18 protein-coding genes are annotated in these 13,801 nt (G+C 54.3%); all 18 read left to right on the top strand.

Features of this window, described 5'->3' with window-relative positions; genetic code table 11:
- Nucleotides 1-72: 72 nt before the first annotated feature.
- Nucleotides 73-519, top strand: coding sequence for a low molecular weight protein arginine phosphatase (locus tag CV945_RS02220; RefSeq protein WP_033017317.1), 447 nt, complete (start codon nt 73-75; stop codon nt 517-519).
- A 25-nt stretch (nt 520-544) separates the two neighbouring features.
- Nucleotides 545-1,834, top strand: coding sequence for a methyl-accepting chemotaxis protein (locus CV945_RS02215; protein WP_100659057.1), 1,290 nt, complete (start codon nt 545-547; stop codon nt 1,832-1,834).
- A 95-nt stretch (nt 1,835-1,929) separates the two neighbouring features.
- Entirely contained in the window at nt 1,930-2,373 is a 444-nt protein-coding gene (rpiB, locus tag CV945_RS02210) for a ribose 5-phosphate isomerase B (protein WP_100659056.1), read from the top strand.
- A gap of 75 nt (nt 2,374-2,448) precedes the next feature.
- Nucleotides 2,449-3,027 (top strand): TIGR01440 family protein, encoded by a 579-nt coding sequence (locus CV945_RS02205; RefSeq protein WP_033008389.1) that lies wholly within the window; start codon nt 2,449-2,451, stop codon nt 3,025-3,027.
- Between the two features lie 92 nt (nt 3,028-3,119).
- Entirely contained in the window at nt 3,120-4,358 is a 1,239-nt protein-coding gene (gene glyA / locus CV945_RS02200; protein WP_100659055.1) for a serine hydroxymethyltransferase, read from the top strand.
- 138 nt (nt 4,359-4,496) lie between these two features.
- Nucleotides 4,497-5,126 carry a uracil phosphoribosyltransferase gene (gene upp, locus CV945_RS02195; RefSeq protein WP_033008386.1) on the top strand — a complete coding sequence of 210 codons (630 nt, stop codon included), beginning with the start codon at nt 4,497-4,499 and terminating at the stop codon, nt 5,124-5,126.
- 336 nt (nt 5,127-5,462) lie between these two features.
- Nucleotides 5,463-5,681 carry an AtpZ/AtpI family protein gene (locus tag CV945_RS02190; protein WP_044745371.1) on the top strand — a complete coding sequence of 73 codons (219 nt, stop codon included), beginning with the start codon at nt 5,463-5,465 and terminating at the stop codon, nt 5,679-5,681.
- 6 nt (nt 5,682-5,687) lie between these two features.
- Nucleotides 5,688-6,044 (top strand): ATP synthase subunit I, encoded by a 357-nt coding sequence (locus tag CV945_RS02185; RefSeq protein WP_033008385.1) that lies wholly within the window; start codon nt 5,688-5,690, stop codon nt 6,042-6,044.
- 30 nt (nt 6,045-6,074) lie between these two features.
- A complete protein-coding gene (gene atpB, locus CV945_RS02180) occupies nt 6,075-6,785 on the top strand; it encodes a F0F1 ATP synthase subunit A (protein ID WP_100659054.1) in 711 nt (236 codons plus the stop codon).
- Between the two features lie 53 nt (nt 6,786-6,838).
- The gene (gene atpE, locus CV945_RS02175; RefSeq protein ID WP_003253662.1) at nt 6,839-7,051 is read left to right on the top strand and encodes a F0F1 ATP synthase subunit C; all 213 of its coding nucleotides are present in this window, start codon (nt 6,839-6,841) and stop codon (nt 7,049-7,051) included.
- A gap of 200 nt (nt 7,052-7,251) precedes the next feature.
- Nucleotides 7,252-7,788 (top strand): F0F1 ATP synthase subunit B, encoded by a 537-nt coding sequence (gene atpF, locus CV945_RS02170; protein ID WP_044745370.1) that lies wholly within the window; start codon nt 7,252-7,254, stop codon nt 7,786-7,788.
- Entirely contained in the window at nt 7,785-8,321 is a 537-nt protein-coding gene (locus CV945_RS02165; RefSeq protein WP_044745369.1) for a F0F1 ATP synthase subunit delta, read from the top strand. Before atpF ends, CV945_RS02165 begins: the two co-directional genes overlap by 4 nt.
- 24 nt (nt 8,322-8,345) lie before the next feature.
- A complete protein-coding gene (atpA, locus tag CV945_RS02160) occupies nt 8,346-9,854 on the top strand; it encodes a F0F1 ATP synthase subunit alpha (protein ID WP_044745368.1) in 1,509 nt (502 codons plus the stop codon).
- Between the two features lie 67 nt (nt 9,855-9,921).
- Nucleotides 9,922-10,779, top strand: coding sequence for an ATP synthase F1 subunit gamma (gene atpG / locus CV945_RS02155; protein ID WP_011232826.1), 858 nt, complete (start codon nt 9,922-9,924; stop codon nt 10,777-10,779).
- Nucleotides 10,780-10,806: 27 nt separating this feature from the next.
- Nucleotides 10,807-12,228 carry a F0F1 ATP synthase subunit beta gene (gene atpD, locus CV945_RS02150; RefSeq protein WP_025039365.1) on the top strand — a complete coding sequence of 474 codons (1,422 nt, stop codon included), beginning with the start codon at nt 10,807-10,809 and terminating at the stop codon, nt 12,226-12,228.
- 22 nt (nt 12,229-12,250) lie between these two features.
- A complete protein-coding gene (locus tag CV945_RS02145; protein ID WP_015376059.1) occupies nt 12,251-12,652 on the top strand; it encodes a F0F1 ATP synthase subunit epsilon in 402 nt (133 codons plus the stop codon).
- A gap of 274 nt (nt 12,653-12,926) precedes the next feature.
- Nucleotides 12,927-13,295, top strand: a complete 369-nt coding sequence (locus tag CV945_RS02140) for an NADH-quinone oxidoreductase subunit A (protein ID WP_033010835.1) — start codon at nt 12,927-12,929, stop codon at nt 13,293-13,295.
- Nucleotides 13,286-13,798, top strand: coding sequence for a NuoB/complex I 20 kDa subunit family protein (locus tag CV945_RS02135; protein ID WP_050367976.1), 513 nt, complete (start codon nt 13,286-13,288; stop codon nt 13,796-13,798). Before CV945_RS02140 ends, CV945_RS02135 begins: the two co-directional genes overlap by 10 nt.
- Nucleotides 13,799-13,801 lie beyond the last annotated feature (3 nt).

The following is a 13,801-nucleotide window of genomic DNA, read 5'->3' as shown; positions in this document are numbered from 1 at the left end:
GCTGCCTGCTTTTTTTTGCTCTTTTCCCTATGGTATATTGATGGTAAGTCATTGATGTGAAGAGGTGGTTGTATGCCATATCGCATTTTGTTCGTTTGCACGGGCAATACATGCCGGAGCCCGATGGCCGCTGCGCTGCTGGAGAATAAGCAGCTGCCAGGCGTCGAGGTGAAATCGGCTGGCGTGTTTGCGGCGGAAGGGAGCGAGGCGTCGGTTCACGCCAAGATGGTGTTGAAGGAAAAAGGAATCGAAGCGGCCCACCGCTCCTCGCAGCTGAAAAAAGAGCATATCGACTGGGCGACGCACGTGCTGGCGATGACATCCGGCCATAAAGACATGATCGTCGAGCGTTTCCCAGAAGCGAAGGACAAAACGTTTACGTTGAAGCAGTTCGTCTCGGGAACAGACGGCGACATCGCCGATCCGTTCGGCGGGCCGATTGAAGTGTACCGGGCGGCGCGCGATGAGCTGGAGACGCTCATTGACCGCTTGGCGGAAAAGTTGCAAACAGAACAATGAGGTAAAGAAGTGAGGGGGAACACAAATGGGGGGGACAAGTCATCGGTTCGGTTTGCGCCTGAAGCTCATCGTTTTTACGACAGCGTTGGCGCTGATCACGTATTCAACGAGCGCCTTTTTCTTGTACGTTTTGTATGATCAGTGGTTCGCCTCATGGAACAAAAGCGTGTTCACGATGATCGTGCTGCTCCTTGGCATCTTTTGGTCCGGAGTGCTTGCCTATTTGGCCGCTGGCTGGATTACAAGGCCGCTGCAACGGCTCGAGGAAGCGGCGGCAAAGGCGACAGAAGGGCATATCGATGAGGATGTTCCGCTGCCCTCTTCCCATGATGAAATCCGCTCGCTGGCTGTCGCGTTCAACCGGATGCTCGGCCATTTGCGCGCCGTCGTCGCCAATGTGGAAGAGAGCGCAGCGCGCACGACGGAAAAGACAGCGGAAATGAGGCAGGCGTCCGAAACAGCGTCAAGCCGTGCACGCGATATTGCAGCGACGATTGACGACATTTCCAAAGGGGCGGCGTCTTCGGCCGAGGCGATCCAAGAAGCGGCTGCGGCGGCCGAGGATGTGCTTGCTATCGCCGTGCAAGTCAAAGAAACAGCCGAGCGAGCGGAACAGTCGGTATATGGGATGGCCGAAACGTTGAAGGCAAGCCGCGATATCACCGATTCGCTCATTAGCGGCATCGATCAGCTAGCTGACGATCAAGAACGGTCGCGGGCGGCTGTCAAGCAGCTCGAAGCACACGCCAATCAAATCGGCAACATTACGTTGCTTGTCGCGGACATCGCCGAACAGACGAACTTGCTTGCGCTCAATGCTTCCATTGAGGCAGCCCGCGCCGGCGAGCACGGCCGGGGGTTTGCCGTCGTCGCCGAGGAAGTGCGCAAGCTGGCGGATGAGAGCGCCAAGGCGGTCAAGAAAATCGCGGAACTGGTCGGCAACATTCAAAATGAAGTCGCCCGTGTGGTGGCGCAAATGGACAAGCAGGTGGCTGCTGCCAACGCTGAGGCGGCGAAAGGGGAGCGCACGAATGAGGCCATTGCGGCCATGGCGGCCTCAGCTGATGAAGTGATCCGCGCCGTCCATGACATCGCTGAGCTGGCGAAGCGTCAAATGGGGCATATGGAGCGGGCCGCGGCGCAAACGCAAGAAGTGGCGGCGATTGCTGAGCAGACGTCCGCCGGCGCGCTCGAAGTGGCGGCGGCGACCGAGGAGCAGGCTGCATCGATCAACGATGTGCATAAACTGGCTGGCGAGTTGGTGGAACAGGCCGAACAATTGCAGGCGGCTGTCGCCCGGTTTCGCACCCGTTGATGCACAGGCAAATATGATTTATCGAAAGGAGGAAGGGCGATTCCTCCCTGGCTTTCGCTATCACGGCGAAGCCTAGGGTTCCTCGCCCGAACGTGATGAAAGTTGCGATTGCTTCTGACCATGGTGGAGTTCGCATTCGTGAGGAAATTAAAGCACTGTTGGATGAAATGGGAATCGAGTACATCGATTTCGGCTGCGATTGCGAAACATCGGTCGATTATCCGGATTACGCGCTCCCTGTCGCGGAAAAAGTGGCGCGCGGCGAATTTGACCGCGGCATTTTGATTTGCGGCACCGGCATCGGCATGACGATCGCCGCCAATAAGGTAAAAGGAGTGCGCTGCGCTCTTTGTCATGACGTCTACAGCGCCAAACTGACGCGCTTGCATAACGACAGCAACATCCTCGCGATGGGCGAGCGCGTCATCGGGCCGGGATTGGCACGCGAAATTGCCAAAGCGTGGCTCGAAACGGAATTTGAAGGCGGCCGCCACGCGCGGCGGATCGGCAAAATCGCCGAGTATGAAAACGGACGCTAAGAAACGGTCGAGGCTTGGCTGTTTGGGCGGAATGAGCGGGCGTTTGCAGCGCGCCCGAAGAGAAGGAGGGGGAACATGGACGCACGATTGACCGAATGGCAGCAGCAATGGCAAACGATTTTGCGCGAATTTCGCCGGCAGGCGCCGCTTGGCCGCGGCCAGATCGTGGTGGTCGGCTGCAGCACGAGCGAAGTGCTCGGTGAACGAATCGGCACCGCCGGGTCGACGGATGTGGCAGCCATGTTGTTTGCTGAACTTGATGCATGGCGGCGCGAAACGGGGATCGAGCTCGCCTTTCAATGTTGCGAACATTTGAATCGGGCGCTCGTCGTCGAACGGGAAACGGCGCGTGTCCATGGCCTCGAGATCGTGTCCGTCATCCCAGTGCCGCAAGCGGGCGGAGCGATGGCCGCGTATGCCTACCGGCAGCTGGAAGATCCCGTTGTTGTCGAAGCGGTCCGCGCCGATGCCGGCATCGATATCGGGCATACGTTGATCGGCATGCATCTAAAACCGGTCGCCGTCCCAGTGCGTGTTTCGGTGAAACATGTCGGCCATGCGTACGTCACGCTGGCGAAGACGCGGCCAAAGCTGATCGGTGGCGCCCGCGCCGTCTATACGTTAGAAAACCCGAACAATTTCTGTTCTTTCTAACAATTTCATTCATTTTTCCTTTGAACTTGCCTAGCTGAAGCTGATAAAATAAAAACGAATATTCACTGATTTCGCATAAGGGGGAGCTATTGATGAACTACTTGCCACAACAAGATCCGCAAGTGTTTGCGGCCATTGAGCAAGAGCGGAAACGGCAGCATGCCAAGATTGAGCTCATCGCCTCGGAAAACTTTGTCAGCCGCGCGGTGATGGAAGCGCAAGGATCGGTGCTGACGAACAAATACGCGGAAGGCTATCCGGGCCGCCGCTATTATGGCGGCTGCGAGTACGTCGACATCGTCGAAGAGTTGGCGCGCGAGCGGGCGAAGCAATTGTTCGGGGCGGAGCATGCGAACGTCCAGCCGCATTCGGGGGCGCAGGCGAACATGGCCGTCTATTTCACCGTCCTGAAACCCGGCGACACGGTGCTTGGCATGAATTTGTCGCACGGCGGCCATTTGACGCACGGCAGTCCAGTCAACTTCAGCGGTGTGCAATACAACTTTGTCGAATACGGCGTCGACCCGGAAACCCATGTCATCGATTATGACGACGTGCGCGAGAAAGCGCGCCTTCATCGGCCGAAGCTGATCGTCGCCGGCGCGAGCGCCTATCCGCGCATTATCGATTTCGCCAAATTCCGGGAAATCGCCGATGAAGTCGGCGCCTATTTAATGGTCGACATGGCCCATATTGCCGGTCTTGTTGCGGCAGGTCTCCATCCGAACCCGGTGCCGTACGCCCATTTCGTCACGACGACGACGCATAAAACGTTGCGCGGCCCGCGCGGCGGGATGATTTTATGCCAAGAACAGTTTGCGAAACAAATCGATAAATCGATCTTCCCTGGCATTCAAGGCGGGCCGCTGATGCATGTCATTGCCGCCAAGGCGGTGGCGTTCGGCGAAGCGTTGCAGGACGACTTTAAAGCGTACGCGAAGCGCGTTGTCGATAACGCCAAACGGCTTGCCTCCGCCCTGCAAAACGAAGGGTTCACCCTCGTATCCGGCGGCACGGACAACCATTTATTGCTTGTCGATTTGCGCCCGCAGCAGCTGACCGGAAAAACGGCGGAAAAAGTGTTGGATGAAGTTGGCATTACAGTGAATAAAAACACCATTCCGTACGATCCGGAAAGCCCGTTTGTCACGAGCGGCATCCGCATCGGCACGGCTGCGGTGACGACGCGCGGCTTCGGCCTCGAAGAAATGGACGAAATCGCCGCCATTATTGGTCTTGTGCTGAAAAACACGGACAATGAACAGGCGCTTGAAGAAGCGCGCCGACGCGTCGCGGCTTTAACGGAAAAATTCCCGCTCTACCAAGACTAAAAATGGGGCAAATGAAAGCATACCGCCGCATCAGCCTGGCGGTATGCCTTTTTCATTCGTTCGCCAGTTGAACAGGCGCTCGTTTTCCAGTAGAATGTATAGAAGTGTACCGCATACATACGGAAGAGGAGATGACTTATGGGAAAAGTGTATGTGTTTGACCATCCGCTCATCCAGCATAAATTGACGTATATTCGCGACAAGCACACCGGCACGAAAGAGTTTCGCGAGCTGGTTGATGAAGTGGCGACGTTGATGGCGTTTGAAATTACGCGCGATCTGCCGCTTGAGGAAGTCGAGATCGAAACCCCCGTCAGCAAAGCGAAAGCGAAAGTGATTGCCGGCAAAAAGCTCGGCGTCATCCCGATTTTGCGCGCCGGCATCGGCATGGTCGACGGCATCTTGAAGCTCATCCCGGCGGCGAAAGTCGGCCATATCGGCTTGTATCGCGATCCGGAAACGTTAAAGCCGGTCGAATACTACGTCAAACTGCCGAGCGATGTCGAGGAGCGCGATTTTATCATCGTCGACCCGATGCTCGCGACCGGCGGTTCGGCGGTGGCGGCGATCGAAGCGCTGAAAAAGCGAGGGGCCAAAAGCATTAAGTTCATGTGCCTCATCGCCGCGCCGGAAGGGGTTAAAGCGGTGGAAACCGCGCACCCGGATGTGGACATTTACATCGCTGCCCTTGATGAGCGGCTGAACGACCACGGCTATATCGTCCCCGGCCTCGGCGACGCCGGCGACCGGTTGTTTGGCACGAAATAACCCGAAGCAGGCCGTTGCCCGTACGGTCGAAAGAGGGGGCCGCGTCCAAACGGGGCCCCTCTTTCGACATCGAAACAGGGACGCGTCCAGAGTGAGTCGGTTGCTGTAGGCAGGGAAGTGTCCAAAAACAAAAATATATCATTATACACCATTTTTGTGAAAAGAAAATGAGGAATTGTCACAAATTATTAATATTTGCTCTGTGTGAATGATGTTTTATGTGGGAACACATTGACATTGACCAAGCGGTATTGTATGCTTACAAGGGGTAGATTGAGAAGGTTTTCACTGTCGGAAATGATCTCTGGTCTAAACGGGCGAGGTATGGTAACCATTATGAAAAAAAATAACCGTCATCCTTTTCGGGCCATCGGCTTGATGTCAGCGATCACATCACAGCTAGTCGGCTGTACATTAGTTGGTTTATTTGGCGGCAGATGGGTTGACCGACAATTGGACAGTGAACCGCTTTTCCTTGTTATTGGTTTGTTGCTCGGCTTAGCATCGGGAGTGTTCGCCACGCTGAAAACAATTCGGCGTTTTTTTGGGGAATAAGAAACAATGATTGATAGGATCATAAAACGAATACAAAAGCAATCGTCGGTGCTAATGGTGGGTTATGCGGTAGGATGGATATTGACCAGTTATGAAGCGTGGTTTTTTAGTTTGCTCATTGGAACAGCAACAGGGCTGTACAGCATTCGCTTGCTGGCCCGGCGTGTCATAAAAGCAGGAGAAGCGATGGCCGAGGGACGGCGCCCTCCTTCGCTTGGGACCATGATTCGATTTGCGCTGGCTGCCGCCGTTGCGCTGTTTGTGTCCCGGTATCCCCAACATTTGTCCGTTATGCCGGTCGTCATCGGCTTGGCCACCCCATATATCCTATTGGTAGCAAATCATTTTTTACATAATGACTAATCAGCTGTGTAGAAAGCGAGGTGAGTATTGGTGGATCATAAGGCGCCGCTTTACGAACTGTTTGGCCTTACATTTAACTTGGCCAACGTATTAATGGTGACCATCACCTGTGTCATCGTGCTGGTTATCGCCATTGCGGCGACGCGCAACCTTTCCATGAAACCAACAGGCTTGCAAAACTTTTTGGAGTGGGTTGTCGATTTTGTGAAAGGAATTATCAAAAGCAACATGGACTGGGAGACAGGGGGACGCTTCCATTTACTTGGCTTAACGTTGATCATGTATGTATTTGTCGCTAATATGTTAGGTCTTCCATTTTCTGTCGTTGTCCATGATGAACTATGGTGGAAATCACCGACGGCTGACCCGGCCATTACATTGGCGCTGGCCATGATGGTTGTAGCCCTTTCCCACTATTATGGCATTAAGTTGCGCGGCGTTTCCGAGTATTTAAAAGGTTTTACGAGCCCAATGTGGATTATGTTTCCTCTTAAAATCATTGAAGAGTTTGCCAACACATTGACGCTCGGTCTTCGTCTTTATGGAAACATTTTTGCCGGCGAAATTTTGCTTGCATTGCTTGTCGGCGGCTTGGCTACAGGTGTTGGCGGAACGATCGCCGCGATCATTCCGACGATGGTATGGCAGGCGTTCAGTATTTTCGTCGGGGCTATTCAAGCGTTTATTTTTACAATGTTGACAATGGTTTATATGGCGCATAAAGTCAGCCATGACCATTAATGATAATATTTTTTTAAAATATCAACTTTTGATCAATAAGGAGGATTTCACAGATGGGTGTATTAGCTGCAGCAATCGCTATTGGTCTTGCCGCGCTCGGCGCGGGTATCGGCAACGGTTTAATCGTTTCTCGTACAGTTGAAGGAATTGCACGCCAGCCGGAAGCTCGCGGCATGTTGCAAACGACAATGTTTATCGGGGTTGCGCTTGTTGAGGCGATTCCGATCATCGCGGTGGTTATCGCGTTTATGGTGCAAGGACGATAACGGATGAGGAGCGCTTGTTAACGGAATGTTAACAAGCGCCTTCCACAACATGGAAGATTACAAAATAAATGGCGAAGATTAGTTGGAAACCTTCGCCATTGCTTTATGTATATGTATCAGTTTTTGTATATTCACCTAATGCATAGCTGCGCGAAAGGAATGTCCGGTCAGGAGATAAGGCCGAAAGGAGTGAACGAAACATGTTGGCACCAGGACAAACATGGGCGCTCGGTGCAACTGCTGGGGCGGTCAATAGCGGGGACATCATTTTTCAGCTTGTCGCTTTCATTTTGCTGATGATTTTGCTCCGCAAGTTTGCATGGGGACCGCTTATGGGCGTCATGAAACAGCGCGAGGAGCATATCGCGAACGAAATCGACCAAGCGGAAAAACGCCGCCAAGAAGCGGAAAAACTGCTGGCAGAGCAGCGTGAACTGATGAAGCAATCGCGTCAAGAAGCGCAAGCGCTCATCGAAAATGCGCGCAAGCTTGCCGAAGAGCAGAAAGAACAAATCGTCGCCTCGGCCCGTGCGGAAGCGGAACGGGTAAAAGAAACGGCGAAACAAGAAATCGAGCGCGAAAAAGAACAGGCAATGGCCGCGCTCCGCGAACAAGTGGCGTCGTTGTCTGTCTTCATCGCCTCGAAAGTGATTGAAAAAGAGTTGACCGAGCAAGATCAACGCAAGCTGATCGAAGCGTACATTAAAGATGTGCAAGAGGCAGGAGGAGCGCGATGAACCAAGAAGTGATCGCCAAACGGTATGCATCCGCTTTGTTCCAAATCGCGCTCGAACAACAGCAGCTTGACCGGATCGAGGAAGACGTCCGCGCCGTACGCCAAGCGTTGGCGGAAAACGGCGAGTTTTTATCGCTTCTTTCCAACCCGAATCTTTCTTTAGAAAAGAAAAAAGCGCTTGTTCGTGAAGTGTTCGCCGGCGTTTCTGCTCCGGTGCAAAACACGCTTTTGCTTCTTCTTGAGCGCCATCGCTTCGGCCTTGTGCCTGAACTGGCCGATCAGTTTATCGCCCTTGCCAACGATGCGCGCGGCATCGCTGAAGCGATCGCCTATTCGGCGCGCCCGTTGACGGACGAAGAACTGCAGGCGCTTTCTGACGTGTTTGCCAAAAAGGTTGGCAAAGCAACGCTCCACATTGAAAATATCGTCGACCCGGAACTGATTGGCGGCGTGAAGCTGCGCATCGGCAACCGCATTTATGACGGCAGCGTCAGCGGGCAGCTTGAACGGATTCAGCGGCAGCTCATTGGTTAACATTTGGAGACAGGGGTGAAAGGCATGAGCATTAGAGCGGAAGAAATCAGCGCGCTCATTAAGCAGCAGATTGAAAACTACGAATCGCAAATCCAAGTGAGCGATGTCGGCACCGTCATCCAAATCGGCGACGGGATCGCGCGCGCTCATGGGCTTGATAACGTCATGTCCGGCGAGCTTGTTGAATTTGCCAACGGCGTGATGGGCATGGCGCTCAACTTGGAAGAAAACAACGTCGGGATTGTTATTTTAGGGCCGTATACCGGCATCAAAGAAGGAGACGAAGTGCGCCGCACAGGCCGGATCATGGAAGTGCCGGTCGGGGAGGCGCTCATCGGCCGCGTCGTCAACCCGCTCGGCCAGCCTGTCGATGGCTTAGGCCCGGTGGAAACGACCGAAACGCGCCCGATCGAGAGCCCGGCGCCGGGCGTTATGGACCGGAGATCGGTGCATGAGCCGCTGCAAACCGGGATTAAAGCGATCGACGCGCTCGTGCCGATCGGCCGCGGCCAGCGCGAGCTCATCATCGGCGACCGGCAAACGGGGAAAACGTCCGTCGCCATTGACACGATCATCAACCAAAAAGACCAAAACATGATTTGTATTTATGTCGCCATCGGGCAAAAAGAATCGACGGTCCGCACCGTTGTCGAAACGCTCCGCAAACACGGCGCGCTCGACTATACGATCGTCGTCACCGCTTCGGCGTCGCAGCCGGCTCCGCTTTTGTTCTTGGCGCCGTATGCCGGTGTGGCGATGGGCGAGTATTTCATGTATAAAGGCCAACACGTGTTAGTGGTCTATGACGATTTATCGAAACAAGCCGCGGCATACCGTGAATTGTCGCTCTTGCTTCGCCGTCCGCCGGGCCGTGAAGCGTATCCGGGGGATATTTTCTACTTGCACTCCCGCCTGCTTGAGCGCGCAGCGAAATTGAGCGATGCCAAAGGCGGCGGTTCGTTGACTGCGCTTCCGTTCGTCGAAACGCAAGCGGGCGACATTTCCGCCTACATTCCGACGAACGTCATCTCGATTACGGACGGGCAAATTTTCTTGCAATCGGACTTGTTCTTCTCCGGCGTCCGCCCAGCGATCAACGCAGGGTTGTCCGTTTCGCGCGTCGGTGGGGCAGCGCAAATCAAAGCGATGAAAAAAGTAGCCGGGACGCTTCGTTTGGACTTGGCCGCTTACCGTGAGCTCGAAGCGTTCGCCCAATTCGGCTCCGACCTCGATAAAGCGACGCAGGCGAAGCTCGCCCGCGGGGCGCGCACGGTCGAAGTGCTGAAGCAAGATTTGCATCAGCCGATTCCGGTCGAAAAACAAGTGTTGATCATCTATGCATTGACGCGCGGCTTTTTGGACGACATTCCGGTTGAAGATGTGCGCCGTTTCGAGAAAGAGTTTTACTTGTGGCTCGACCAAAACGGCCAACACTTGCTTGAGCACATCCGCACGACGAAAGATCTTCCGAACGAAGACGATCTCAATCAAGCGATCGAAGCGTTCAAGAAAACGTTTGTCGTTTCACAATAAGGCCGGCGGGGGCATATCGCCCCCTCATGCCTGTTAGAACCCGTGCAGCAAAAAGGTGGTGAAACCTTTGGCATCGTTACGCGATATTAAAACGCGCATCAATGCGACGAAGAAGACAAGCCAAATTACAAAAGCGATGGAAATGGTCTCGACGTCGAAGCTGAACCGCGCGGAGCAAAACGCGAAATCGTTCGTTCCGTACATGGAGAAGATTCAAGAAGTCGTGGCCAACGTCGCGCTTGGCGCCGGCGGCGCTTCACATCCGATGCTCGTTTCGCGCCCGGTGAAAAAAACCGGTTATCTCGTGATCACGTCGGATCGCGGTCTGGCTGGCGCGTACAACAGCAACGTGCTGCGCCTCGTGTACCAAACGATCCAAAAACGCCATGCTTCTCCGGACGAATATGCGATCATCGTCATCGGCCGCGTCGGGTTGAGCTTTTTCCGCAAGCGGAACATGCCGGTCATTCTCGACATCACCCGCTTGCCGGACCAGCCGTCGTTTGCCGATATTAAAGAAATCGCCCGCAAAACGGTTGGGTTATTCGCCGACGGTACGTTTGACGAGCTGTATATGTATTACAACCATTACGTGAGCGCGATCCAGCAAGAGGTGACGGAACGGAAGCTTCTGCCGCTCACTGACTTGGCGGAGAATAAGCAGCGCACGGTGTACGAATTTGAACCGTCGCAAGAAGAAATTTTGGACGTTTTGTTGCCGCAGTATGCGGAAAGCCTCATTTACGGCGCATTGCTCGATGCAAAAGCAAGCGAACACGCCGCCCGCATGACGGCGATGAAGAACGCAACGGACAATGCGAACGAGCTCATTCGCACATTGACGCTTTCCTACAACCGCGCTCGCCAAGCGGCGATTACGCAAGAAATTACGGAAATTGTCGCCGGAGCAAACGCCTTGCAATAGCGGACTAGCAAGTTAGGAGGGAAAACGATGACAAGAGGACGCGTTATCCAAGTCATGGGTCCGGTTGTAGACGTCAAGTTTGAGAACGGCCACTTGCCGGCGATCTACAACGCCCTGAAAATTCAACATCAAGCGCGCAACGAAAACGAAGTCGACATCGACTTGACATTGGAAGTCGCCTTGCACCTTGGCGATGATACAGTACGGACGATCGCAATGGCGTCCACAGACGGCCTCATCCGCGGCATGGAAGTCATCGATACCGGTGCACCGATTTCGGTGCCGGTCGGCGAAGTCACGCTCGGCCGCGTATTTAACGTCTTGGGCGAACCGATCGACCTCGAAGGCGACATTCCGGCTGACGCCCGCCGCGACCCGATTCACCGTCCGGCGCCAAAATTCGAGGAATTGGCGACCGAAGTCGAAATTTTGGAAACCGGGATTAAAGTCGTTGACTTGCTCGCCCCGTACATTAAAGGCGGAAAAATCGGTTTGTTCGGCGGCGCCGGCGTAGGGAAAACGGTCTTGATCCAAGAGCTCATCCACAACATCGCCCAAGAGCACGGCGGGATTTCCGTCTTTGCTGGCGTCGGCGAACGGACGCGTGAAGGAAACGACTTGTACCATGAAATGAAAGACTCCGGCGTCATCAGCAAAACGGCCATGGTGTTCGGACAAATGAATGAGCCGCCGGGGGCGCGGATGCGCGTCGCCTTGACCGGTTTGACGATGGCGGAGTACTTCCGCGATGAGCAAGGGCAAGACGTGCTGCTGTTTATCGACAACATTTTCCGCTTCACGCAGGCTGGTTCGGAAGTGTCGGCGCTGTTAGGCCGCATGCCGTCGGCCGTTGGTTACCAACCGACATTGGCGACGGAGATGGGTCAATTGCAAGAGCGGATCACGTCGACGGCGAAAGGCTCGATCACCTCGATTCAAGCGATTTACGTCCCGGCCGACGACTATACAGACCCGGCTCCGGCGACGACGTTCTCGCACTTGGATGCGACGACGAACTTGGAGCGGAAGCTCGCGGAGATGGGGATTTATCCGGCCGTTGACCCGCTCGCCTCGACGTCGCGCGCGCTGGCGCCGGAAATCGTCGGCGAGGAGCACTACCAAGTCGCCCGCAAAGTGCAGCAAACGCTGCAACGTTATAAAGAATTGCAAGACATCATCGCCATCTTAGGGATGGACGAACTGTCGGATGAAGACAAACTCGTCGTTCACCGCGCCCGCCGCATCCAGTTCTTCTTGTCGCAAAACTTCCACGTGGCGGAGCAGTTCACGGGCCAACCGGGCTCCTATGTGCCGGTCAAAGAAACGGTGCGCGGCTTTAAAGAAATTTTGGAAGGCAAATACGACCATCTTCCGGAAGATGCGTTCCGCTTAGTCGGCCGCATTGAAGAAGTCGTTGAAAAAGCGAAAGCGATGGGTGTCGAAGTGTGACCCGGGATAGGGGGATTGGACAATGAAAACGATCCACGTGAGCGTCGTTACTCCTGATGGCCCGGTGTACGAAGACGATGTTGAGATGGTCAGCGTCAAAGCGAAAAGCGGCGAGCTCGGCATTTTGCCGGGGCACATTCCGCTTGTCGCCCCGCTCGAGATCAGCGCGGCCCGGCTGAAAAAAGGCGGCAAAACGCAATACATTGCCGTCAGCGGCGGCTTTTTGGAAGTCCGCCCGGACAACGTGACGATTTTGGCTCAAGCTGCTGAACGGGCGGAGGACATTGACGTCCTCCGCGCCAAAGCGGCGAAAGAGCGGGCGGAGCGCCGCCTGCAAAGCCAGCAGGATGACATCGACTTCAAGCGGGCCGAACTGGCGTTAAAACGCGCCATGAACCGTTTGAGCGTTGCGGAAATGAAGTAAAAAGCAGGGGAAAACTCCCCTGCTTTTTTTGATGAAAACAGAAGAATCGTCCGTCAAGGAGAGAGGCAAACGCTCTCTCTTTTTTCGTTCCTCGCATTCCGTCGTTTCAACAAAGATGAAGCGCTTACATGAATGGATACAGTGTTGACAGTGTTAACTTGAAGTTTTGCTGACACGGCTGGATATAAATGTTATAATGAAATCGAAGGAATTATTGAAAAATTTCATCATTAACACCATACGTATGTAGTAAACCGGAAGGGGGGCGAGCGTGTTGAGCAACGTCTATGCGAACAGTTATTTGATTATTTTCGTCTTCCTTTGCCTCGGGGTGCTGCTGCCGATCGGGGCGCTTGCGGTTGGACGCTTGTTGCGGCCGCATGTGCCGGACGAGGCGAAGGCAACGACCTATGAAAGCGGTAACATACCCTTTCACGACTCGCGCATCCAGTTTCAAGTCCGCTATTATTTATTTGCCTTGCTATTTGTGATTTTTGACGTCGAGACGGTGTTTTTATATCCTTGGGCGGTTGTTTACGACCAGCTCGGCCTGTTTGCCTTGATTGAAATGGTGATCTTCATCTTCTTGCTTGCCATTGGTTTGATCTACGCTTGGAAAAAGAAGGTGTTACGATGGATGTAAAATGGGATGGCTTCTCGCAAGCGGAAATGGAAGAAGTGAAGCGCAACGTTTTTTTGACGACGCTCGAGCAGTTAAAAGGGTGGGCGCGCAGCAATTCGCTCTGGCCGCTGACGTTCGGCCTTGCCTGTTGCGCGATTGAGATGATGGCGGTCGGCGGCGCCCATTACGATCTCGACCGGTTTGGCTCGTTTTTCCGCGCCTCGCCGCGGCAATCAGACGTCATGATCGTCTCGGGAACGGTGACGAAAAAAATGGCGCCGCTGTTGCGCCGGTTGTACGAGCAAATGCCGGAGCCGAAATGGGTGATCGCCATGGGTTCGTGTGCAACAGCCGGCGGGCCGTATGTGAAATCATACAGCGTCGTCAAAGGGGTTGACCAAATCGTCCCAGTTGACGTGTACATACCTGGCTGTCCGCCAAACCCTGCGGCGCTCATTTACGGCATTCATAAATTAAAAGAAAAAATTCGCCTTGAAGCCAAAACAGGGAAGAAGGTGTTGTAACCG

Source organism: Geobacillus sp. Manikaran-105 (assembly GCF_002809955.1).
GTDB lineage: Bacteria > Bacillota > Bacilli > Bacillales > Anoxybacillaceae > Geobacillus > Geobacillus thermophilus.
The sequence above is the reverse complement of the archived record's forward strand: the minus strand, read 5'-3'. Positions and strand labels throughout refer to the sequence as shown.